Genomic DNA, 20,782 nt, shown 5'->3' with positions numbered 1-20,782 from the left:
CACCCGGCCGGGTGGTCGCCCCCTCAACGTTTCTTCGCCTGGGGGTGGTGCTGCGGTCAGTGACCGCCCTGCTCGTCACGGCGGCGCTGCCAGCGCTGCTCGATCCGGTCCATCATGGAGCGCTTCTGCCGACCCTGCCCACGAGTGTGCGGGGTACCCGGTGCCGCTGCGGCTCCTGCCGTGGGTTGCTCGCCCGGCTTGGGCGCCTTGCGCCAGCCGGTCACCGCGAGGACCGCACAGCCCAGCATGACGAGGAAGCCCACCACGCTCAGCCAGACCTGCTTGGCGACCATACCGGCCATGAGGAGCGCGATACCCACGAGGAAGCCTGCGACCGCCTGGTAGACCCGCCGCCGGGTGTACGTACGCAGCCCGCTTCCCTCGAGCGCCGACGCGAACTTGGGATCTTCGGCGTACAGCGCTCGCTCCATCTGCTCGAGCATGCGCTGCTCGTGCTCCGAGAGCGGCACGGAGTCCTCCTCATCGTGCAGTCGCCGGGGCGACCCGGGGGGTCCCTTCAGGATAGGCAGGGAATCGCCCCCGTGAAACCCGCCCCTCTACGCCAATTGGCCAACCGGAGCCCGTCATGGACGTCCCGGCCCGCTGAGGTTTCCATTCCCCAGGAGCCGACCCGTCATGCCGGGCGGTCTCCCTCGATCATACGGCGCACTGCGCCCGAACGGGGGGCCTGTGGCGTACTCCATGCGCTGCCAAGGCCCTGATCAGCGGTGCGCCCCAGGAGGCGCTCAGCTCCCGTCGGCCCCCCGCGTCTCCCCCAGCACATGGAGCTGGGTCGCCACGGAGTGGAAGGCGGCGAGTTCGGCGGCGGCCTCCTCGAGCTTCAGCAGGGCTTCCATGGCGCCGGGCTCGGTGTCCACGAGCACACCGGGGACGAGGTCGGCGAAGACCCGCACGCCGTGCACCGACCCGACCCGCAGGCCCGCGCCCTCGACCAGGGCGGTGAGCTGCTCGGCCGTGAAGCGGCGCGGCACCGGGTCGCCCTCGCCCCAGCGGCCGTCCGGGCCGGTGAGGGCCTGCCGGGCCTCCTTGAAGCGGCCGGCGAGGGCCCGCGCGAGCACGGCTCCGCCGAGACCGGCGGCGAGCAGGCTGAGGACGCCGCCGGAGCGCAGCGCGGCCACCACGTTGCGGACGCCCTCGGCCGGGTCGTCCACGTACTCCAGGACGCCGTGGCACAGGACCGCGTCGTAGCCGCCCCGCTCGACCACGTCGAAGAGCCCGTGGGCGTCGCCCTGGACGCCCTTCACGCGATCGGCGACGCCGGCCTCGGCGGTGCGGCGCTCCAGGGCGAACAGCGCGTTGGGGCTGGGGTCGACGACGGTGACCCGGTGCCCGAGGAGGGCGACGGGCACCGCGAAGTTCCCGCTGCCGCCGCCGGTGTCGAGGACGTCGAGCGACTCACGCCCGGTCGTCTTGACCCGGCGCTCGAGGGCGTCCTGAAGGACCTCCCAGACCACGGCCGTACGGAGGGCGGCGCGGGGCCGAGGGGGGTCGGAGCGTAGCGGCGTCGGGTGCGGGCTGTGGGGGGAGACGGGCGGGCGCATCGGGTCCGACACGGCAGTTGACTCCTCGGCGCGGCACCGCCTCTTGCGCGGCGGAGCGAACGGGCTGCCTTCCCGGCCCGATCCGATCCGGCCCGGTGAGCGGGCGGGGCGGGGTGGGCCGAGGCAAGGCTTCAGGCGTCTTCCACCCTATGGCCTCCGGCGCCTTTGCCCGGTCACGGTGGTGCGCCCCGGTGGCGGGCATGTCAGCCCGCGTCCGGCAGGTCGCGCCCCGCACCGGAGCCGTCCGGGTCGTCCCCCTCCTGGCGCGGCTGCGGGAGGACCGGCTGGAGCACCAGCATGCGTTCGACGAGGCGGAGGAACATCGCCACGTCGCGTATCAGGTCGTCGGCGTCCCGGCGGGTGGCCGCGCCCTGGATGCCCGCCTCGGCCCGGGCTCGGCGCCGGGCCCCGGAGGCGAACAGCGCGCTCCACTCGGTGAGTTCGGGCGCTATCTCGGGGAGCACTTCCCAGGCGCTCCGGATGCGGGCCCGGCGGCGCGGGGCGGGATCAGGGCGACCCCGGGCGGCGAGTACGGCCGCCGCGGTGCGCAGGGCCGCCAGATGCGCCGTGGCGTAGCGCTCGTTGGGGGTTTCGAGGACGGCCGCCTCGTCCAGCCCGGAGCGGGCCTGGGCGAGCAGGTCGAGAGCGGCGGGCGGGGCCGTGGTGCGGCGCAGCACGGGGTGCACATCGCTCGCCGGGCCGTTCAGTGAGGGGGCAGGGCCGGCGGCGCGGCGCCGGTTTGCGGCGGCTGCGTGGTAGGTGGCCATGACGAACCTCCTGTCGTCTGTGTGACGGCACGCCCTGATACGGGTTGCCGTATGTGCCCATCGTGGGGTATGGCACTGACAACCCGTTCTGACCTGGGCTTTTGCTTCGATCGAAGGTTCGGGCTAGTTTTTGCACTGACCAGTCAGTTCAAATAGTCGTCAATCAGGGGGACCTGTGGACGGAGTCGGTGTCACCGCCGACGGCTTCGGGCTCCGAGGCCCTCGCGGATGGGCGTTCCGAGGCGTCGGCCTCGACGCGGAGCCGGGCTCGTTGATCGCCGTCGAGGGGCCGTCCGGCTCCGGGCGGACCAGTCTGCTGCTCGCGCTCACCGGGCGGATGAAGGCCACCGAGGGGACGGCGGCCGTGGGCGGGGCACGGCTGCCGAAGCAACTGGCCGCCGTGCGGCGCGTCAGCGCGCTCGCGCACGTGGCCGGCGTCACCGACCTCGACCCGGCCCTGACCGTCGGGGAGCACCTGCGCGAACGGGCGCTGCTGGAGCGGCGGTTCGGCGGCCCCGTACGGGAGTTGCTGCGACCGCGCGCGGAGCGGGCCGCCGAGGTGGGGCTGCGGATCGACACCGCGCTCGCCGCAGCCGGGCTCGACCGGGAGTCCCTGCCCAAGGGATCGCGGACCGCCGTCCGCGACCTGGAGCGCCTCGAAGCACTGCGCCTGTCCGTGGCGCTGGCGCTCATCGGACGCCCGGGGCTGCTCGGTGTCGACGACATCGACCTGAAGCTGACGGACGCCGAGCGGGAGGAGGTCTGGGCACTGCTCGGTTCCCTCGCCGAGGCGGGGACGACCGTCCTCGCCGTGTGCGGCGAGGCCCCCGAGGGCACGGTCACGGTCTCCACCGGCCCGGAGGCCGCCCCGCTCGACCGGGAGGACGCCGTCGAGGCCCCTGCCCAGGAGAACGACATCGGCGCCTCCGGCGAGCCCGCCGCCGAATCCACTGACGTACCCGCCGCCGAATCCGCCCGAACGACAGCCAAGTCCACCGAGTCCGATGAGCCCACCGGGTCCACCGGGTCCACTGAGCCCACCGGGTCCGAGCAGGAAGAGGAGAAGACGGATGCGATCGCCGAGACTGGCCGCGCTTGAGCTGCGGCGCTTCGGCCGAGGCAGGCTTCCCCGGGCGGCCCTCGTCGCGCTCCTGCTGCTGCCCCTGCTGTACGGCGCGCTGTACCTGTGGTCCTTCTGGGACCCGTACGGCCGCCTGGACCGCATTCCCGTGGCGCTCGTGAACGACGACAAGGGCGCCACCGCCGACGGCAAGCGGATCAGCGCGGGGGACGACATCACCAAGGGCCTGCGCGACAGCGAGGTGTTCGACTGGCACGAGGTGACTGCCGCCGAGGCACGCGCAGGCGTGGAGGACGGCAGGTACTACCTGTCGCTGACCATGCCGGCCGACTTCAGCGGGCGGATCGCCTCCAGCGCCGGCGACTCGCCCGAGACGAGCGCCCTCCAGGTGCGCACCAACGACGCCAACAACTACATCGTCGGGCAGATCTCGCGAACGGTCTTCAGTGAGGTGCGCACGGCCGCGTCCACGAAGACCTCGCGGTCATTCCTCGACAAGATCTTCGTCTCCTTCTCCGACATCCACGGAGAGACCGCGAAGGCCGCCGACGGGGCCGACGACCTCACCGGCGGCATCGGGAAGGCCGAGAAGGGCTCCAAGGACCTCGCCGACGGGCTGAGCGACGCCAAGGACGGCAGCGGCAAGCTGGCGAAGGGCCTGAAGAAGCTCGACAAGGGCGCCGACGACCTGGAGGACGGGTCGCAGAAGGTGGCGGACGGCACCCAGACGCTCGCCGACAAGGTCAACGGGGTCGCCGACACGCTGGGGCCCTTCGTCGAGGACAACGAGAAGACCATCGGGGACACCGCCCAATTGGTGGCCGACTCCGCCAAGGTGATCCGCGACAACCTCGCGACCCTGGTGAAGGTGGCTCCGACCGCCGCCGAGGGCGCCCACACGGCCTCGGACACCCTCGCCGCCGTCCACAAGGCACGCTGCGAGACGCCGGTACTGCCCGACCCGGCGTGCGCCGACCTGAAGAAGGCCAAGGACGCGGCCGCCGACGTGGCGAAGGTCGCCGACGACCTCAACACGCTGATCGCCGACCAGGACGGCGACCTGAAGACCCTCCGCACGAACCTCGCGACCCTCCAGAAGCAGGCGCAGTCGCTCGCCGACAGCGCCCCGCACCTCTCCGAGGACCTCGACGACGCCGTGACGAAGGTCAACGCGCTCAACACGGGTGCCGCGAAGGTCGCCAAGGGCGCCAAGAAGCTGCACACCGGGCTCGGTACGGCCAAGACGGGGGCGGTCGACCTGGACGGGGGCGTCACCAAGCTCGAGACGGGCGCCCAGGACCTCAACGGCGGCATCTTCAAGCTCTCCGACGGCTCCGGAAAGCTCGCCGACGGCCTGCACGACGGTGCCGAACAGATTCCCGACTACGACGAGCAGCAGCGCGACGCGCGCACCGCCGTCATGGCCGACCCCGTGCAGCTCGCCTCACAGGACCTGCACAAGGCGCCCAACTACGGCACCGGCTTCGCCCCGTACTTCATCCCGCTGTCGCTGTGGGTGGGCGCGATGGTGGCGTACATGCTGATCGCGCCGATGAACCGGCGCGCGCTCGCCGCGGGCGCCCCGGCCTGGCGGATCGCGCTGGCGGGCTGGCTGCCGGTGGTCGCGATCGGGGTGCTCCAGACGACCGCCCTGATGGCCGTGCTGCACTGGGCGATCGGCCTGCAGATGGCGCGGGCGGCCGGCACGGTGGGCTTCCTGTTCCTGGTGACGGCGTGCTTCGCGGCCCTCGTGCAGTGGCTCAACGCGCGCTTCGGGGCAGCGGGCCGGATCCTCGTACTCGCCCTGCTCATGCTGCAGTTGACGTCGGCGGGCGGCACCTATCCGGTGCAGACCAGCCCCGGCTTCTTCAACGCGATCCACCCCTACCTGCCGATGAGTCACGTCGTCGACGCGCTCAGGAGGCTCATCACGGGCGGCGGCCTGACACCGGTGTGGCACGCGTGCGTGGTGCTCGTCGCCTTCACCGCGGGCGCCCTCGCGCTGACCGCCCTGTCGGCGCGCCGCCGCCAGGTGTGGACCCTGGACCGGCTGCACCCGGAGCTGAGCCTGTGACGATCCGGCGGCCGGCAGCCCGGGTTCCTGTGACAATCAGGACCATGGAAAGCAGCACCACCCCGGGCGGCCGCACCCGCCGCGAGGCCACCCGGCAGAAGCTCTACGAGGCAGCCGTCACGCTCATCGCCGAGCAGGGCTTCTCCGCGACGACCGTGGACGAGATCGCCGAACGGGCCGGCGTCGCGAAGGGCACGGTCTACTACAACTTCGCGAGCAAGTCGGTCCTCTTCGAGGAACTGCTCAGGCACGGCGTGGGCCTCCTCGCCGCCTCGCTGCGGGAGGCGGCCGAGCGCACCGCGCGGGACGGCGGCAGCAAGGTCGACGCCCTGGACGCGATGGTCCACGCGGGCCTCGTCTTCATCGACCGCTACCCGTCCTTCACCCAGCTCTACGTGGCCGAGCTGTGGCGCACCAACCGTGCCTGGCAGTCCACCCTCATGGTGGTCCGGCAGGAGGCGGTGGCCGTCGTCGAGGGGGTGCTGCGCGAGGGCGTCGAGAACGGCGAGTTCAGCGACGAGATCGATGTCCCGCTGACGGCGGCCGCCCTGGTGGGCATGGTGCTGGTGGCCGCGCTGGACTGGCAGGCCTTCCAGCCGGAGCGCTCCCTGGACGACGTCCACTCGGCGCTGTCCCGGCTGCTCCAGGGACGGGTGAGCGGTCACCGGTAGCCCACGCGCGCGGTGCGGGTCTGAGCCGCGCCACGCGCGCGTGGGCACACGAAAGCGCCGGTCCGCGGTGGCCCCGTCCCCGGTGGGCCGCCGCGAACCGGCGCTTCCTCGTGCTCCCCCGTTCCCCCGTTCCCCCCGTCCCTCCCCCGTTGTTCCCCCGTTCGGTCGTTCCCCCGGGGTGCCCCCCGCGCCTCACTCCCGCCGAACCGGCCGGCGGAAGGAGCGGATCGAGGGCCGCTCCGTTCCGGCGCCCCGTGTCGCCGGTGCCGGAGCCGCGCCTCTTTCCGTGCCACCACTCTCTCGTTCGCGCAGGTCCGCCCCCATCCGCGCGCGTACTCAACTCACCCACTAGGTACGCGTACTCAGCTCTGCGCACTCATCCCCAGGACGCCGCGCGGCCGACTGGTTACGATCGCGTCCGTGTCCGTACTCCCCCTTGTGTTCACCAGCGGCTGGGCCAGCGGCATCAACGCCTACGCGGTGGTGCTGCTGCTCGGCGTGTTCGGCGCGACCGGCCTGAGCGACGAAGTTCCCGAGACGCTCCAGCGCCCCGAAGTGCTGATAGCCGCCGGCGTCCTCTTCCTGTGCGAGGCGGTCGCCGACAAGATCCCCTACGTGGACTCCGCGTGGGACACCGTGCACACGGTCGTCCGGCCGGCGGCGGGAGCCTGGGTCGGAGCCGTGCTCGCCGGGCAGAGCGGTTCGCTCTCCGACGCGGCGGCCGGCCTGCTCGGCGGTTCGACGGCGCTGGCCAGCCACGCCGTCAAGGCCGGCACCCGGATGGCGGTGAACTCCTCGCCGGAGCCGTTCAGCAACGTGATCGTGAGCCTGGCCGAGGATCTCGGGGTCGCCGGGATCGTGACGTTCGCGATGTTCCACCCGGAAGCGGCCGCGATCATCGCGGGGGCCCTGCTGCTGGCCGGTCTGGCGGTGCTCTTCCTGCTCGTCTCGCGGATCCGCCGGTTCCTGCGGCGCAGGGCGCAGCGGCGGGAGGAACGCCGGCTCGCCCGGCTCCCGTGGCCGCCGCCACCGGGCTGACGGCGTGACTGTCGGTGGCGGCCGATAAAGTCGCAGGCATGGCAGGGATTGCGGTGATCGGCGCCGGGATGGGCGCGCTGACGGCGGCCGCCCGGCTGGCCGTCGCGGGCCACCGGGTGACGGTGTACGAGCGTACGCAGACGTACGGCGGAGCGGTGCGCCGCTTCGAGCGGGACGGGTTCGGTTTCGACACCGGTCCCGGTCTGCTGCCCCTTCCCGCCGTCTACCGCGATCTCTTCGTCAAGACCGGCAAGGAGCCGCTGGAGGCCTGCGTCGAGCTGGTCCAGGTCGATCCTTCCGCACGGCACGTCTTCGCGGACGGCACCGAAGTGGCGCTGCCGAACGCCTCGCGCGCGGGTGTCGTCACGGCGCTGGACGCTGCGCTCGGGGCGCCGGCCGGGCAGCGCTGGGGCGACTTCCTGGTCCGGGCCCGGGAGGCCTGGGACCGCACCCGCCGGCCGCTCCTGGAGGAGCCCCTGTGGGACGACTGGTCGGTGCTGGCCGCCCGCGAGCCCTACCCGGCGGTCCCGCACAAGCGCCTGCTGCGCACCCGCCGGGCGGGCACCCTCGCCGAGGTCGGCGCCTGGGAGCTGCGTGACCCCCGGCTCACCGCCCTGCTCGAGGGCCACGCACTCGCCTACGGCCTGGACCCGCGCGTCACCCCGGCGAGCGCGGCCGTGCTGCCTTACATGGAGCACGCCTTCGGCACCTGGTACGTGCGCGGGGGGATGCGGGAGCTGGCCCGCGCGGTCCACGAGCGGTGCCTGGCCCGCCGGGTGGAGTTCGTCTTCGGCGCCGAGGTCACCCGGATCCTGGAGAAGGACGGCCGGGCGGTGGGCGTGGAACTCGCCGGGGGCGAGGTGCGGGAGGCGGACTTCGTGGTCGCCCCCGGCAGCGCCGGCGGTCTGCCCGCCCGCGCGGAGGGCGAGGTCGCTCCCCAGCAGGGCCTGCCGAGCCGGCTGACCGTACTGCTCGCGCTGCGCGGCGCCCGGCCGGAGGGGACCGCGCACCGGACGGTGGTGCACGCGGAGGACCGTGACGGCGAGTTGGAGAGCCTCTTCGGTACGGCGCCGTCAGTGCCCGCGCGGCCGACGGTGACGGTTCTGCGGCCCGACGACCCCGCCCTGGTCCCGGACGGCTCCCACGAGGCGGTCACGCTCGGCGCGGTGGTGCCCGCGGGCGCGGAGATTCACGACGCACACGTGGACGCGCTGGTCGCGGCCGCCGAGCGGGCCGTCCCCGGTCTGCGCGACCGCGTCCTGTGGCGTGAGGTGCGCACCCCCGCCGACATCGCGCGGGAGACCGGCGCGGCGGGCGGGGCGGTCCCGGCGCCGGCACTGGCGGCGGCCGGGGGGCGGCTGCTGCATCCCGCCAACTCCACGGGACTGCAAGGGCTGTTCACCGTCGGCGGCTGGTCGCACCCGGGCGGCGGACTGCCGCACGCGGGCATGTCGGGCGCGCTGGTGTCCGGGCTGATCGTGGAGGGCCCGCGGTTCCGGGGCTCACAGTGAGCCACCGAGATTCCCGGCAGCGGCTCCGACAGCAGGCGTTCCCGGGCGGACGCGGCCGTCAGAACCGATACTGCTCGTCGTAGCCGGTGCCCTGGCCTTGGCCCTGCTGCTGCTGGCCGTCGCCCTGGTACGGGTACTGCTGCTGCTCGGGCGGGAGTTCGCCGCCCAGCGGGTCGTCGGTGCTGCGCTGCTGCGGGACCCAGACGCCGCCGGCCGGGGTCTCCCCGTAGCCGCCGGTGCCGTACTGCTCCTGGCCGTAGCCCTGCTGCCCGTACTGCTGCTGGCCGTAGCCGGCGTCGTAGGAGCCGCCGCCGTAGGTCTGGGTGCCGATGTACGGGTCGGAGTAGGCGGCGTACTGCTGCTCGCCGGTCGCGTCGTAGCCGTACTGCTGCTGGTGGTACCCGGAGTACGTGTCGTACCCGTAGTTCTGGTCCGTGCCCTGGGCGGCCGTCGCGTACTGGTCCTGGGGCTGGCCCTCCGACTGGCCCTGGCCCTGGCCGTCCGCGGCCGCGTACGCGGCATCGCTGTATATGCCGTAGGAGCCGGTGTCGTCGGGCAGGGGCTGCGGCTCGTACACGGACGTGGTCTCGGCGGCCGAGGGGTCGGCGCCGCGGGCCGCGGGCGTGAAGACGTCGTCGCGGTCGTAGTCGTCGTCGCCGAAGGCGCTCTTGTCGCCGAAGGCGTTCCCGCCCTGGCCGAACGCCACGTCGTCGGTGCCGTACTGCGGGTCGGTGCCGATACCGGCCTCTCCCGCCTCCAGGCCGGAGACCTCGAGCGTCGGGTCCTTGCGCTCGGCCTTGCCGCGGCGGCGCTTGGTGACGGTCCCGCCCTCACCGTCCGTGTCCGCGTCCCCGCGCCGGAAGGCCCAGCCCTCGGCGAAGCCGCGCCGGAACGACAGCGTGACGTAGGTCTGGCCGACCGCGAAGGCGGCCGCGCCCAGTGCGATGACGACGACCGACGGGATCAGGACACCGAGGACCACGCCGAGGAAGCCGACGAAGGCGAGCAACCGCCAGCGCAGCCGTGCCTTGTACTGCAGCAGAACCTCGCCGAGCAGCCACAGCGCGACAAAGCCAAACGCGATGTAGAGGACCGTCCAGCCCATGTACGCCCCTCTCCCAGTGGCCGCTACGCAGTGTGTCGTATGTGAATGCGACCGGTCTAGGCCTGCGGCGGATGGTGCAGGCCCAGGTTCTCGTAGATTTCCAGCGTCGCCGTGGAGTTGTTGAGCGTGATGAAGTGCAGTCCTGGCACTCCCTCGGCCAGCAGCCGTGCGCAGAACTCCGTGGCGAAGTCGATGCCAATGGAGCGTACAGCGGCCGGATCGTCTTTGGCTGTGAGGATCCGCTCTTTCAGGGCGGCCGGGAAGTGGGCGTTGCTGAGCTTGGGCAGGCTTTCCAGCATCTTCACACTCGTCACCGGCAGGACCTCGGGGATGACCGGGGTCACACAGCCGGCCGCCTCGACGCGGTCGCGCAGCCGCAGATAGGACTCGGGCTCGAAGAACATCTGGGTGATGGCGTAGTCGGCGCCGGCCCGGCACTTGTCGACGAAGTGCGTGACGTCCGTGTCCCAGTCACCGGAGCGCGGGTGCATCTCGGGGAAGGCGGCGACACCCACGCAGAAGTCGCCCGACTCCTTGATGAGCCGGACGAGTTCGGCGGCGTACGTCAGGCCCTGGGGGTGGGGTACCCACGCGCCCATGGGGTCGCCGGGCGGGTCGCCGCGCACGGCGAGCATGTTGCGGATCCCGGCGTCGGCGTACTGGCCGATGATGTTGCGCAGCTCGGCGATGGAGTGGTCCACGGCGGTGAGGTGCGCGACCGGCGTGAGGGTGGTGTCCACGACGATCTGCTGGGTCTCCCTGACCGTGGTCGCCCGGGTGGAGCCGCCGGCACCGTACGTCACCGAGACGAAGTCGGGAGCGACCGCCTCGACCCGGCGCAGCGCGTTCCACAGGCTCCGCTCACCCTTGGGCGTCTTCGGCGCGTAGAACTCGAACGAGTACGTCGTCTTGCCGGTCGCCAGGATGTCGCGCACGGTGCGCGCGCGGTCCGTCCTGGTGGATGCGGTTCCTAGGGCCATACCCGCAGGTTAGTCAGGGGTGGGCGGTCCCCCAACCCGATGCGGGAAATTTGCCCGGATTGTCGACTTGTTGTCCACCCCTTGGGACAGCCGTACCAGACGTGCCGGCCGGGCCGACGTGCCGCCGGGGCCGGCCGGATCACGCCTCGCGCAGCCGCTTCGCGAACTCCGCCGCCGCGGCTCCCGGGTCGTCCGCGTCCGTGATCGCCCGGACGACGACGACCCGGCGGGCGCCCGCCGCCAGGACCTCGTCCAGGTTGCCGAGGTCGATGCCGCCGATGGCGAACCAGGGGCGGTCGGTGCCGAGGGCGGCCGTGTGCCGGACCAGGTCGAGGCCGGGGGCGGGCCGGCCGGGCTTGGTGGGGGTGGGCCAGCACGGGCCGGTGCAGAAGTAGTCGACACCCTCCTGGACGGCGGCTGCCCCGGCCTCCGCCTCCGTGTGCGTGGAGCGGCCGACGAGGACCTCCTCGCCGAGGATCGCGCGGGCCGCGGGGACGGGCAGGTCGCCCTGGCCGAGGTGGAGCACGTGGGCGGCGGCCGCGTGCGCGACGTCCGCGCGGTCGTTGACCGCGAGCAGCTTGCCGTGCCGGGCACAGGCGTCGGCGAACGCCTCGAGGTGCTCCAGCTCCTCGGCCGCCTCGATGCCCTTGTCCCGCAGCTGGACGATGTCGACACCGCCCGCGAGGACCGCGTCCAGGAACTCCGGGAGGTCGCCCTGGCGGGTGCGGGCGTCCGTGCAGAGGTACAGCAGGGCGTCGGCCAGGCCGGTGCGGGCGGTGTCGGGCATACGAAGGTCCCCCCAGTGCGGTGGCGTACGGGAGCGAGCGCCCCCGCACGCCGGGTGTGTCGGTTCGAATACGCGGGTCAGACGGCGAGCGCCTGGGCGCGGCGCTTCACCTCCGTGCCGCGATTCTCACTCAGGGCCTGCGCGGGGGTGCCGGGCAGGCTCGGGTCGGGGCTGAAGAGCCACTCCAGCATCTCTTCGTCCTTGAAGCCGTCGTCCCGCAGCAGGGTCAGGGTCCCGACCAGGCCCTTCACCACCTTGTCCCCGTCGATGAAGGCGGCGGGGATGTGCAGCGCGCGGTTCTCGCCACGGCGCACGGCGATGAGCTGGCCGTCCTTGATCAGCTGCCGGACGCGGATCACGTCGACATCGAGCATCTCCGCGATGTCGGGCACGGTGAGCCAGGCGGGGACGAGAGCATCGGTCTTTGCGTCAATCTCGGTCACGGGAACAAGCCTGCCATCTGCCGCTGACAGTCGGAAACCGAGCCGGTCCGACCAGGCGCTCAGGTCGCCGCCGTCGCCGCCTTCATCGGCCTCGCCGGGTCCGCGAGGAGCCGCGGATTCATGGGCGTGCCCGCCAGGATCAGCCGCTTGCCCTGGGCGAGGTCGCGCGCCCGGCCCACGGCCAGCAGGGCGACCAGCCGGTCCTCGCGCAGCCAGCACACCGACCAGGCCGGCCCCGACGGGTCGCCGCGCCACAGGACGCGGTCGGCGTCGGCGTGGTGCCCGGCGTACTGGACGAAGCGGCCGAACTGCTCGGACCAGAAGTACGGGACCGGGTCGTAGACGGCCAGGGGTTCGTCGGTGGCGGCGCCGACGATGTTCGCCGCGACCGTGCGCGGCCCCTGGAGGGCGTTGTCCCAGTGATGGACGAGGAGCCGCTCGCCGTACCGCCCCGAAGGGAAGGATGCGCAGTCGCCGACCGCGTACACATCGGGCACGGAGGTCCGCAGCTGGGCGTCGGCGACGACTTCGCGGTGGGCGCCGAGCGCGACGCCGGAGCCGGCCAGCCAGGCGGTGGCGGGGCGGGCGCCGATGCCCACCACGACCGCGCCCGCGGGCAGCCGGGAGCCGTCGTCCAGGACGACCGCACCGGGCTCGACGCGCTCCACGCGCGCGTGGGTGCGCAGCTCGATGCCGCTGTCGGCGTACCAGGCGGCCATCGGGGCGGCGACCTCGGCGGGCAGCGCCCCGGCCAGCGGCCGGTCGGCGGCCTCGACGACGGTGACCGCGCAGCCGGCCTCCCGCGCGGCCGTGGCGAACTCGGCGCCGATCCAGCCGGCGCCGACGACCACGATGTCGTGCTGACGGGCGAGCACGGGCCGCAGCCGTTCGGCGTCGTCCAGGGTGCGCAGCAGGTGCACGCCGGGCACGCCCTCGGCGCCGGGCAGCCGGATAGGTTCGGCGCCGGTGGCGAGGACGAGGACGTCGTAGGGGACGGGCCCGGCCTCGGTGTCCAGCTCGTGGTCGGCCGGGCGAAGGCCGCTCACCTCGCGGCCGAGCACCAGCTCGATGCCGAGGCCTTCGAAGTCGACGTCGAAGGCGGAACCCTCGGCGTTGCCCAGCAGGACGGCCTTGGACAGCGGGGGCCGGTCGTAGGGCTGGTGGGGCTCCGCGCCGATCAACGTCACCGTGCCGTCGAAGCCCTGTTCCCGCAGGGCCACGGCGGTCTGCACCCCCGCCATGCCCGCGCCGACGACCACCACGCGCCGCCCGGACGGGCCGCCTTCTTCCTGCCTCTGCTCACTCACCTGATCACCTTAGGCGGCTGACGAATCGTCAGTCAGTGCTCGTGCGCCGTGACCTGCTCCACAACGCTGGTGCCGCTGCCCTCCTGCGACTCCCACGCCCAGCTCTCCTCGAGCCGCACCCGTCCGTCCGCGAGCTCCGTGACCGTCGAGACGCAGTGCCCCGAGGACGTCGTCCCGTCGTGCTTGAGCTGTACGTACCGGAAGTCGAGCCGGTCCCCTTCGCGGGTACCCACCAGATGCCCGCGTACGACGTCACCGCCCGCGTACTCCGCCCAGATCTCACCGCCGCGCTCGTGGTACGTGAAGCGGGTGCGGGTGCCGACCTGGCCCGGGGCCTGGTCGGCGACGGGCGCGAGGACGAGGCCGTCCAACGAGCGGGGCATGACGAAAGGCTCCCTTACAGAGGCGCCGGACCACGGGCTAGGGTGGCCAACCTAGAGCACACGCGGGAGTCCGGACGCACCGGGCTGAGAGGGAGGCTGGCGGCCTCCGACCGTCGAACCTGATCCGGGTCATGCCGGCGAAGGGAGGGGCTGGACGCCCATGTCGTCTCCACGTACGTCAGACGTCCTCGTCATCGGGGGCGGGATCATCGGCCTGGTCACGGCCTGGCGGGCCGCGCAGCGCGGCTTCGCCACGGCGGTGGTCGACCCGGCGCCGGGCGGCGGGGCCGCCCAGGTGGCGGCCGGGATGCTGGCCGCCGTCACGGAACTGCACCACGGCGAGCAGACCCTGCTCGGCCTCAACCTGGCCTCCGCCCGCCGCTATCCGGAGTTCGCGGCCGAGCTGACGGAGCTGACCGGGCACGACCTCGGCTACCGGCGCTGCGGCACGCTCGCGGTCGCGCTGGACTCCGACGACCGCGCCCATCTGCGCGAACTGCACGCACTGCAGCAGCAGTCGGGGCTGGAGTCGGAGTGGCTGTCCGGGCGTGAGTGCCGACGCCTGGAGCCGCTGCTGGCGCCCGGGGTGCGGGGCGGGCTGCGGGTCGACGGCGACCACCAGATCGACCCGCGGCGGCTGACCGCGGCGCTGGTGGCCGCGTGCGAGCGGGCCGGGGTGGCCTTCCACCGCGTACGGGCCGAGCGGCTGTCCGTCGTGGGCGAGCGCGCCACGGGGGTCGTCACGCGGGACGGTACGGCCCTGGAGGCGGGGCAGGTGGTGCTCGCCGGCGGCAGCCTGAGCGGACGGCTCGCGGGGGTGCCGCAGGACGTGCTGCCGCCCGTACGGCCGGTGAAGGGCCAGGTGCTGCGGCTGACCGTGCCGCCGCGGTACGCGCCGTTCCTGAGCCGGACCGTACGGGCCGTGGTGCGCGGCAGCCAGGTCTACCTGGTCCCCCGGGAGAACGGCGAGCTGGTCGTGGGCGCCACCAGCGAGGAGCTGGGCTGGGACACCACGGTCACGGCGGGGGGCGTGTACGAGTTGCTGCGCGACGCCCACGAGCTGGTCCCCGGGATCACCGAGCTGCCGCTCACGGAGACGCGCGCGGGGCTGCGGCCCGGATCCCCGGACAACGCGCCGCTGCTCGGGCCGACGGAGCTGGCGGGGTTGCTGCTGGCCACCGGCCACTACCGCAACGGCGTGCTGCTGACGCCGGTGACGGGTGACGCGATGGCGCACGCCCTGGCCACCGGGGAGCTCCCGGACGAGGCCCGTCCCTTCACGCCCCGGCGCTTCGGCGCCACCGCACTCTCGGAGCAGTCCGCATGAACACCCGGCAGAACGCCAGGAAGAACGCGCCCGTGCAGATCTCGGTGAACGGAGAGCGGCGCGAGTTCGCTCCCGGTACGGCCCTCGACAGCGTCGTACGGTCCCTGACGCCGGCGCCCTCCGGGGTGGCCGCGGCGCTCAACGAGACCGTCGTCCCGCGCGCGCAGTGGCCGTCGACGGCTCTGCGCGACGGTGACCGGGTGGAAGTCCTCACCGCGGTCCAGGGGGGCTGAGCCATGGCCGACGATCCCTTCGTCCTCGGAGGCAGGTCCTTCTCGTCCCGTCTGATCATGGGCACGGGGGGCGCGCCCAGCCTGGAGGTGCTGGAGCGGGCGCTGGTGGCGTCCGGGACCGAGCTGACGACGGTCGCGATGCGCCGGGTGGACCCCTCGGTGCACGGTTCCGTGCTGTCGGTGCTGGAGCGGCTCGGTATCCGGGTGCTGCCGAACACGGCGGGCTGTTTCACCGCCGGGGAGGCCGTGCTGACGGCCCGGCTGGCGCGGGAGGCGCTGGGCACCGATCTGGTCAAGCTGGAGGTCATCGCCGACGAGCGCACGCTGCTGCCTGACCCGATCGAGCTGCTGGAGGCGGCGGAGACGCTGGTGGACGACGGGTTCACGGTGCTGCCGTACACGAACGACGATCCGGTGCTGGCCAGGAAGCTGGAGGACGTGGGGTGCGCGGCGGTGATGCCGCTGGGTTCGCCGATCGGCTCCGGACTGGGCATTCGCAACCCGCACAACTTCCAGCTGATCGTCGAGCACGCGCGCGTGCCGGTGATCCTGGACGCGGGGGCGGGCACCGCGTCGGACGTGGCGCTGGCGATGGAGCTGGGGTGTGCGGGGGTGATGCTGGCGTCGGCGGTGACGCGGGCGCGGGAACCCGAGCGGATGGCGTCGGCCATGCGGGCCGGCGTCGAGGCGGGAAGGCTGGCCCGGCTGGCCGGACGGATCCCGCCCCGCTACTTCGCGGAGGCGTCCTCGCCGGTGGAGGGCCGGGCCGTGCTGGACCCCGAGCGCCCCGCGTTCTGACCTCCGCAGCGCTACCGTCCGGTCTGCGGATACGGGAGTCGCGGGACCCGTGGGTTGCGTCACAGGTCGGCTCCAGTCGCGCTGCGATCGCGGTGGAAACGGCGGAGGTGTCAGCGGCGGCTCGTACACTCACCTGCGTGGACACGACCCTTCAGGACCCTCTGGTCGGGCAGCTGCTCGACGGCCGGTATCGCGTAGAGGCGCGGATCGCGGTCGGCGGGATGGCCACGGTCTACCGGGCCGTGGACACCCGCCTGGACCGCGTGCTCGCGCTCAAGGTGATGCACCCGGCGCTCGCCGCCGACGGGGCGTTCGTCGAGCGGTTCATCCGGGAGGCGAAGTCGGTCGCCCGGCTCGCCCACCCGAATGTCGTTCAGGTGTTCGATCAGGGTGCCGACGGGTCGTACGTCTATCTCGCCATGGAGTACATCGCCGGATGCACGCTGCGTGACGTGCTGCGGGAGCGCGGGGCGCTCCAGCCGCGGGCCGCGCTCGACATCCTGGAGCCCGTGCTGGCCGCCCTCGGCGCCGCGCACCGGGCCGGGTTCGTGCACCGGGACATGAAGCCCGAGAACGTGCTCATAGGGGACGACGGGCGGGTCAAGGTCGCGGACTTCGGGCTGGTGCGGTCCGTCGACACCGTGACCAGCACCACGGGAGCCGTGCTCGGCACCGTCGCCTATCTCGCCCCCGAGCAGATCGAGCAGCCCGGCGCCGCCGACCCCCGTGTCGACGTGTACGCGTGCGGGGTGGTGCTCTACGAGATGCTCACCGGTGAGAAACCTCACGACGGCGACTCCCCCGCGATCGTGCTCTACAAGCACCTCCACGAGGACGTTCCGCCGCCGTCGGCGCTCGTCCCCGGGATGCCCTTCGAGCTGGACGAGCTCGTGGCGTCGGCCACCGCCCGCACCCCCGACGTCCGGCCGTACGACGCCGTCGCGCTGCTCGGGCTGGTGCGGGAGGCGCGCGCTCCGCTCAGCGTGGACCAGCTGGACGCGATGCCGCCGCAGGCGGTGACCGCCGGACACGACAACGCCGAGGACCGGACGAGCGTGATCCCGCGCTCGCTCACCGTGCCCCGGCCGCTGCCCGTCAACGACGACGACCCCGCCGACGGCGAGGACCCGCTCAACCGCACCTCTCGCTTCCAGAGCGGGCCGCCCCTGCCGCCCCGGCGCCGTTCCGCACGGCCCCGGCGCGGGGTGCTCGCGCTCGTCGCCGCCGTCCTGCTGGTCTTCGGCGTGGGCGCCGGTGTCTGGTACATCAACTCCGGCCAGTTCACCAAGGTCCCCGCCGTGCTGACGCAGAAGGAGGCGGAGGCCAGGACACGACTGGAGGCCGCCGGCCTCGAGGTCGGCAAGGTGCGGCACCAGAACAGCGACACCGTGAAGCGCGGCACCGTCATGGACACCGACCCCGATCCGGGCGCCCGGATCCGCAAGCACGACTCCGTGACGCTCACCGTCTCCGACGGCCCGGAGATCGTGAAGGTGCCGGACGTGACGGGCTCCCGGCTGGACAAGGCCAAGGAGCTGCTGAAGACGGACGGCCTGGAGCCGGGGCTGGTCACCCAGGAGTTCAGCGAGGACGTCATCAAGGGCTTCGTGATCAGCACCGACCCCGAGGCGGGCACGAAGCGCCGCGCGGGCACCGCGGTGGCGATCGTGGTCAGCAAGGGCAGCCCGATCGACATCCCGGACGTCACCGGCGACGCCCTGAACGACGCCAGGGCCGAGCTGCAGGAGGCCGGCCTGAAGGTGAAGGTCGCCACCGAGCAGGTCAACTCCGAGTTCGACAAGGGCCTGATCGCGGCACAGACCCCGGAGGAGGGCAGCGAGGCCACCGAGGGCGACACGGTGACGCTGACGGTGTCCAAGGGGCCGGAGATGGTCGAGGTCCCGGACGTGGTCGGCGCGAGCGTCGACGACGCCAAATCGCTCCTGGAGCAGTCCGGTTTCGAGGTCGAGGAGGACCGGGGGCTGCTCGGGATCTTCGGCGACACCGTGAAGAGCCAGTCCGTGGACGCCGGCGACACGGCACCCAAGGGATCGACGATCACGATCACCATCCGGTGACCGGGCGGTGCCGGGGCGGTGCGCGGGGCATGACACCCTGAACGGGTGAGTTCTCCAGCCCCTCTCCCCTCCCGCAACCCCATCGGCGGTCACGTCCCCGTGGCCGGCGGTCTGCACGACGTGGGCATGTCGTACGCGCACGACCTCGACGCCGAGACGGTCCAGGTCTTCGTCGCCAACCCGCGCGGCTGGGCCACTCCGGTCGGCAACCCGCGCCAGGACGAGGCCTTCCGGGAGGCGTGCGCGGCGCGGTCGGTCCCGGCGTACGTACACGCGCCGTACCTGATCAACTTCGGCTCGCACACCGAGGCGACGGCCGAGAGGTCGGTGGAGTCGATGCGGCACTCGCTGCGCCGCGGGCGGGAGATCGGCGCGCTGGGCGTGGTCGTGCACACGGGGAGCGCGACGGGCGGGCGGGACCGGTCCGTGGCGCTGAAGCAGGTGCGGGAGTACCTGCTGCCGCTGCTGGACGAGCTGACCCACGACGACGACCCGTTCCTGCTGCTCGAGTCCACCGCCGGCCAGGGCGCCTCGCTCTGCTCCCGGACCTGGGACTTCGGGCCGTACTTCGAGGCGCTGGACGCCCATCCCAAGCTGGGCGTCTGCCTCGACACCTGCCACATCTTCGCCGCCGGGCACGATCTGACCGGCCCGGCCGGGATGCACCAGACCCTCGATCTGCTGGTGGACACGGTCGGCGAGGGCCGGCTGAAGCTGATCCACGCCAATGACTCCAAGGACGTGGTCGGCGCCCACAAGGACCGGCACGAGAACATCGGCGCCGGTCACATCGGCGAGGACCCGTTCCGGGCGCTGATGACCCACCCGGCCACCGCGGGCGTACCGCTGATCATCGAGACGCCCGGCGGCAAGGAGGGGCACGCGGCGGACGTGGAGCGGCTGAAGAAGCTCCGGGACGGCTGACGCCGCACCGAGAAGAGACGTCGTACCGGGGAGAGAAGCCGTACCGGGGAGATCAGAGTTCCGGGCCGTCGCCCGGCCCCTCCTGGTACGAGTAGCGCTGTTCCTTCCACGGGTCGCCGAGGTTGTGGTAGCCGCGCTCCTCCCAGAAGCCACGGCGGTCGGCGGTCATGTACTCGACGCCGCGGACCCACTTGGGGCCCTTCCAGGCGTAGAGGTGCGGAACGACCAGCCGCAGCGGGAAGCCGTGCTCGGCGGTGAGCAGCTCGCCGTCCTTGTGGGTGGCGAAGATCGTGCGCTCGGCGGCGAAGTCGGCCAGGCGCAGGTTCGAGCTGAAGCCGTACTCGGCCCACACCATCACATGGGTGACGTTCGGGGCGGGCGGAGCGCTCTCCAGGATGGTGCGGGCCGGGATCCCGCCCCACTCGGCGCCGAGCATGCTGAACTTCGTCACGCAGTGCAGATCGGCCACGACGGAGGCGTACGGAAGGGCCGTGAACTCCTCGTGGTTCCAGCAGCGCTTCTCGCCGTCGGCGGTGGCGCCGAAGACCCTGAACTCCCAGCGCTCGGGCCGGAACTTGGGCACCGGGCCGTAGTGCGTGACGGGCCATCCCCGCTGGAGTCGCTGTCCCGGCGGAAGCTCGGACACTGCTTCTTCTCCAGATTCGCGCTCCACCGGCTGACCCATGACTCCATCCTGACAGACCCTGGACGGTGCACATGACCAGCCATGACCGGGCATATCCCGAATCGGGCAAGTGCTACTAAGCATGCACTAACTTACTAAGTACGCACTTACTGGACGATCTTCGGCGCCGGTGCAATCATTCGGCGGCAGACTCCCCGATTCCCCCCACCCCGATTCCCCACGTGGAAGGAGCCTCTGCGATGCAGGGCGACCCCGAGGTCATCGAGTTCCTCAACGAGCAGCTCACCGGCGAGCTCACCGCGATCAACCAGTACTTCCTCCACGCCAAGATGCAGGAGAACTTCGGCTGGACGAAGCTCGCCAAGTACACCCGGCACGAGTCGTTCGACGAGATGAAGCACGCCGAGGTGCTCACCGACCGGATCCTGTTCCTGGACGGGCTGCCGAACTACCAGCGCCTCTTCCATGTACGGGTCGGGCAGACGGTCAAGGAGATGTTCGAGGCCGACCGTCAGGTCGAGGTCGAGGCGATCGACCGGCTGAAGCGCGGAATCAAGGTGATGCGCGAAAAGGGTGACATCACGTCCGCGAACATCTTCGAGTCGATCCTCGAGGACGAGGAGCACCACATCGACTACCTCGACACGCAGCTCGACCTGGTGGAGAAGCTCGGTGAGGCGCTGTACCTGGCGCAGCTGATCGAGCAGCCGGAGAGCTGAGGCTCTGCCTAGGCGGCTTCCCCGAGCTCGTCGAACTCCTCACGCCCGGCGAGGACCGATCCGCCCTGGCCGACGAGGCCGCGGGGCGGACAGGCGCCCCGGCCGAGGATCGCCTGGATGCGACGGACGCACGACCCGCAGTCCGTGCCCGCCTTGCAGGCGGAGGCGATCTGGCGGGGGGTGCAGGCTCCGTCGTCCGCGTGCTGCCGGACCTGCGCCTCGGTCACGCCGAAGCAGCTGCATACGAACACGCGGATTCACCTCCCGCCGAGATCAATAAGGCTAACCTAACCTTACCCGGCAGCCGGTGGCCACAAAAGTGGAGTGGGGCGCGGATCGTATGTGATC

The 20,782-nt window shown here is 72.4% G+C and carries 22 protein-coding genes and 1 riboswitch; of the genes, 11 read left to right on the top strand and 11 right to left on the bottom strand.

The annotated features are described in order from the left end of the window. Nucleotides 1-56: 56 nt before the first annotated feature. The 3 genes from ACFVYS_RS40295 to ACFVYS_RS40285 form a co-directional block, all read right to left on the bottom strand. Nucleotides 57-470: a DUF3040 domain-containing protein gene (locus ACFVYS_RS40295; protein WP_389510373.1), complete on the bottom strand. Its 414-nt coding sequence runs from the start codon at nucleotides 468-470 to the stop codon at nucleotides 57-59. A 276-nt stretch (nucleotides 471-746) separates the two neighbouring features. Beyond that, on the bottom strand, nucleotides 747-1,574 hold the full coding sequence (locus tag ACFVYS_RS40290) for a methyltransferase (RefSeq protein WP_389510371.1): 828 nt from the start codon (nucleotides 1,572-1,574) through the stop codon (nucleotides 747-749). Between the two features lie 191 nt (nucleotides 1,575-1,765). Continuing rightward, entirely contained in the window at nucleotides 1,766-2,329 is a 564-nt protein-coding gene (locus ACFVYS_RS40285) for an SAV_6107 family HEPN domain-containing protein (RefSeq protein ID WP_389510369.1), read from the bottom strand. A 175-nt stretch (nucleotides 2,330-2,504) separates the two neighbouring features. On the opposite strand from ACFVYS_RS40285, the gene ACFVYS_RS40280 reads away from it, so the two are divergent. From ACFVYS_RS40280 to ACFVYS_RS40260, 5 genes are all read left to right on the top strand, one after another. Continuing rightward, nucleotides 2,505-3,428 carry an ATP-binding cassette domain-containing protein gene (locus ACFVYS_RS40280; protein WP_389510367.1) on the top strand — a complete coding sequence of 308 codons (924 nt, stop codon included), beginning with the start codon at nucleotides 2,505-2,507 and terminating at the stop codon, nucleotides 3,426-3,428. Continuing rightward, nucleotides 3,400-5,484 carry a YhgE/Pip family protein gene (locus ACFVYS_RS40275; RefSeq protein WP_389510365.1) on the top strand — a complete coding sequence of 695 codons (2,085 nt, stop codon included), beginning with the start codon at nucleotides 3,400-3,402 and terminating at the stop codon, nucleotides 5,482-5,484. The genes ACFVYS_RS40280 and ACFVYS_RS40275 overlap by 29 nt, the downstream gene beginning before the upstream one ends. Nucleotides 5,485-5,528: 44 nt before the next feature. Beyond that, complete coding sequence (locus ACFVYS_RS40270) at nucleotides 5,529-6,155, top strand: TetR/AcrR family transcriptional regulator (RefSeq protein WP_389510363.1); 627 nt, start codon at nucleotides 5,529-5,531, stop codon at nucleotides 6,153-6,155. A gap of 420 nt (nucleotides 6,156-6,575) precedes the next feature. Beyond that, entirely contained in the window at nucleotides 6,576-7,193 is a 618-nt protein-coding gene (locus ACFVYS_RS40265; RefSeq protein ID WP_389510361.1) for a DUF4126 domain-containing protein, read from the top strand. Between the two features lie 38 nt (nucleotides 7,194-7,231). Then, entirely contained in the window at nucleotides 7,232-8,704 is a 1,473-nt protein-coding gene (locus ACFVYS_RS40260; RefSeq protein ID WP_389510359.1) for a phytoene desaturase family protein, read from the top strand. Between the two features lie 58 nt (nucleotides 8,705-8,762). On the opposite strand, the gene ACFVYS_RS40255 is transcribed toward ACFVYS_RS40260, so the two are convergent. From ACFVYS_RS40255 to ACFVYS_RS40230, 6 genes are all read right to left on the bottom strand, one after another. Beyond that, on the bottom strand, nucleotides 8,763-9,809 hold the full coding sequence (locus ACFVYS_RS40255; RefSeq protein WP_389510357.1) for a hypothetical protein: 1,047 nt from the start codon (nucleotides 9,807-9,809) through the stop codon (nucleotides 8,763-8,765). A 56-nt stretch (nucleotides 9,810-9,865) separates the two neighbouring features. Next, nucleotides 9,866-10,789 carry a methylenetetrahydrofolate reductase [NAD(P)H] gene (gene metF, locus ACFVYS_RS40250; protein ID WP_314222645.1) on the bottom strand — a complete coding sequence of 308 codons (924 nt, stop codon included), beginning with the start codon at nucleotides 10,787-10,789 and terminating at the stop codon, nucleotides 9,866-9,868. A 139-nt stretch (nucleotides 10,790-10,928) separates the two neighbouring features. Beyond that, nucleotides 10,929-11,576, bottom strand: a complete 648-nt coding sequence (thiE, locus tag ACFVYS_RS40245; RefSeq protein WP_389510355.1) for a thiamine phosphate synthase — start codon at nucleotides 11,574-11,576, stop codon at nucleotides 10,929-10,931. Nucleotides 11,577-11,653: 77 nt separating this feature from the next. Further along, nucleotides 11,654-12,019: an Rv2175c family DNA-binding protein gene (locus ACFVYS_RS40240; RefSeq protein WP_389510353.1), complete on the bottom strand. Its 366-nt coding sequence runs from the start codon at nucleotides 12,017-12,019 to the stop codon at nucleotides 11,654-11,656. 59 nt (nucleotides 12,020-12,078) lie between these two features. Continuing rightward, on the bottom strand, nucleotides 12,079-13,281 hold the full coding sequence (locus ACFVYS_RS40235; RefSeq protein WP_389510379.1) for an NAD(P)/FAD-dependent oxidoreductase: 1,203 nt from the start codon (nucleotides 13,279-13,281) through the stop codon (nucleotides 12,079-12,081). A gap of 77 nt (nucleotides 13,282-13,358) precedes the next feature. Then, complete coding sequence (locus ACFVYS_RS40230; protein ID WP_389510352.1) at nucleotides 13,359-13,709, bottom strand: hypothetical protein; 351 nt, start codon at nucleotides 13,707-13,709, stop codon at nucleotides 13,359-13,361. 52 nt (nucleotides 13,710-13,761) lie between these two features. Continuing rightward, a riboswitch (TPP riboswitch) is annotated at nucleotides 13,762-13,872 on the top strand. On the opposite strand from ACFVYS_RS40230, the gene thiO reads away from it, so the two are divergent. The 5 genes from thiO to ACFVYS_RS40205 all read left to right on the top strand — a co-directional run bounded on the left by thiO (nucleotide 13,870) and on the right by ACFVYS_RS40205 (nucleotide 19,069). Further along, complete coding sequence (gene thiO, locus ACFVYS_RS40225; protein ID WP_389510350.1) at nucleotides 13,870-15,036, top strand: glycine oxidase ThiO; 1,167 nt, start codon at nucleotides 13,870-13,872, stop codon at nucleotides 15,034-15,036. (Overlaps the previous riboswitch by 3 nt.) Before the next feature lie 32 nt (nucleotides 15,037-15,068). Beyond that, complete coding sequence (gene thiS / locus ACFVYS_RS40220) at nucleotides 15,069-15,269, top strand: sulfur carrier protein ThiS (RefSeq protein ID WP_389510377.1); 201 nt, start codon at nucleotides 15,069-15,071, stop codon at nucleotides 15,267-15,269. A 3-nt stretch (nucleotides 15,270-15,272) separates the two neighbouring features. Next, nucleotides 15,273-16,067, top strand: coding sequence for a thiazole synthase (locus ACFVYS_RS40215; RefSeq protein ID WP_389510348.1), 795 nt, complete (start codon nucleotides 15,273-15,275; stop codon nucleotides 16,065-16,067). 137 nt (nucleotides 16,068-16,204) lie between these two features. Next, a complete protein-coding gene (gene pknB / locus ACFVYS_RS40210) occupies nucleotides 16,205-18,145 on the top strand; it encodes a Stk1 family PASTA domain-containing Ser/Thr kinase (RefSeq protein ID WP_389510346.1) in 1,941 nt (646 codons plus the stop codon). Between the two features lie 45 nt (nucleotides 18,146-18,190). Beyond that, nucleotides 18,191-19,069 (top strand): deoxyribonuclease IV, encoded by an 879-nt coding sequence (locus ACFVYS_RS40205; protein WP_389510344.1) that lies wholly within the window; start codon nucleotides 18,191-18,193, stop codon nucleotides 19,067-19,069. 52 nt (nucleotides 19,070-19,121) lie between these two features. Here ACFVYS_RS40205 and ACFVYS_RS40200 read toward each other — a convergent pair whose 3' ends face one another. Next, a complete protein-coding gene (locus ACFVYS_RS40200) occupies nucleotides 19,122-19,754 on the bottom strand; it encodes a sulfite oxidase-like oxidoreductase (RefSeq protein WP_028806864.1) in 633 nt (210 codons plus the stop codon). A gap of 200 nt (nucleotides 19,755-19,954) precedes the next feature. Here ACFVYS_RS40200 and bfr point away from each other — a divergent pair, with 200 nt between their 5' ends. Next, nucleotides 19,955-20,434, top strand: a complete 480-nt coding sequence (bfr, locus tag ACFVYS_RS40195; protein WP_020129964.1) for a bacterioferritin — start codon at nucleotides 19,955-19,957, stop codon at nucleotides 20,432-20,434. An 8-nt stretch (nucleotides 20,435-20,442) separates the two neighbouring features. Here bfr and ACFVYS_RS40190 read toward each other — a convergent pair whose 3' ends face one another. Then, nucleotides 20,443-20,685, bottom strand: a complete 243-nt coding sequence (locus ACFVYS_RS40190) for a bacterioferritin-associated ferredoxin (protein WP_389510342.1) — start codon at nucleotides 20,683-20,685, stop codon at nucleotides 20,443-20,445. Nucleotides 20,686-20,782 lie beyond the last annotated feature (97 nt).

This window comes from Streptomyces sp. NPDC058295, from assembly GCF_042880655.1.
Lineage (GTDB): Bacteria > Actinomycetota > Actinomycetes > Streptomycetales > Streptomycetaceae > Streptomyces > Streptomyces coriariae.
This window is presented reverse-complemented; position numbering and strand designations above follow the sequence as displayed.

What these genes read in the sequence shown, in the direction of transcription:
- ACFVYS_RS40285 (WP_389510369.1), bottom strand. Translation starts at nt 2,329, where the DNA reads ATGGCCACCTACCACGCAGCCGCCGCAAACCGGCGCCGCGCCGCCGGC.
- ACFVYS_RS40275 (WP_389510365.1), top strand. Translation starts at nt 3,400, where the DNA reads ATGCGATCGCCGAGACTGGCCGCGCTTGAGCTGCGGCGCTTCGGCCGA.
- ACFVYS_RS40270 (WP_389510363.1), top strand. Translation starts at nt 5,529, where the DNA reads ATGGAAAGCAGCACCACCCCGGGCGGCCGCACCCGCCGCGAGGCCACC.
- ACFVYS_RS40260 (WP_389510359.1), top strand. Translation starts at nt 7,232, where the DNA reads ATGGCAGGGATTGCGGTGATCGGCGCCGGGATGGGCGCGCTGACGGCG.
- ACFVYS_RS40255 (WP_389510357.1), bottom strand. Translation starts at nt 9,809, where the DNA reads ATGGGCTGGACGGTCCTCTACATCGCGTTTGGCTTTGTCGCGCTGTGG.
- metF (WP_314222645.1), bottom strand. Translation starts at nt 10,789, where the DNA reads ATGGCCCTAGGAACCGCATCCACCAGGACGGACCGCGCGCGCACCGTG.
- thiE (WP_389510355.1), bottom strand. Translation starts at nt 11,576, where the DNA reads ATGCCCGACACCGCCCGCACCGGCCTGGCCGACGCCCTGCTGTACCTC.
- ACFVYS_RS40230 (WP_389510352.1), bottom strand. Translation starts at nt 13,709, where the DNA reads ATGCCCCGCTCGTTGGACGGCCTCGTCCTCGCGCCCGTCGCCGACCAG.
- thiO (WP_389510350.1), top strand. Translation starts at nt 13,870, where the DNA reads ATGTCGTCTCCACGTACGTCAGACGTCCTCGTCATCGGGGGCGGGATC.
- ACFVYS_RS40215 (WP_389510348.1), top strand. Translation starts at nt 15,273, where the DNA reads ATGGCCGACGATCCCTTCGTCCTCGGAGGCAGGTCCTTCTCGTCCCGT.
- ACFVYS_RS40200 (WP_028806864.1), bottom strand. Translation starts at nt 19,754, where the DNA reads ATGGGTCAGCCGGTGGAGCGCGAATCTGGAGAAGAAGCAGTGTCCGAG.
- bfr (WP_020129964.1), top strand. Translation starts at nt 19,955, where the DNA reads ATGCAGGGCGACCCCGAGGTCATCGAGTTCCTCAACGAGCAGCTCACC.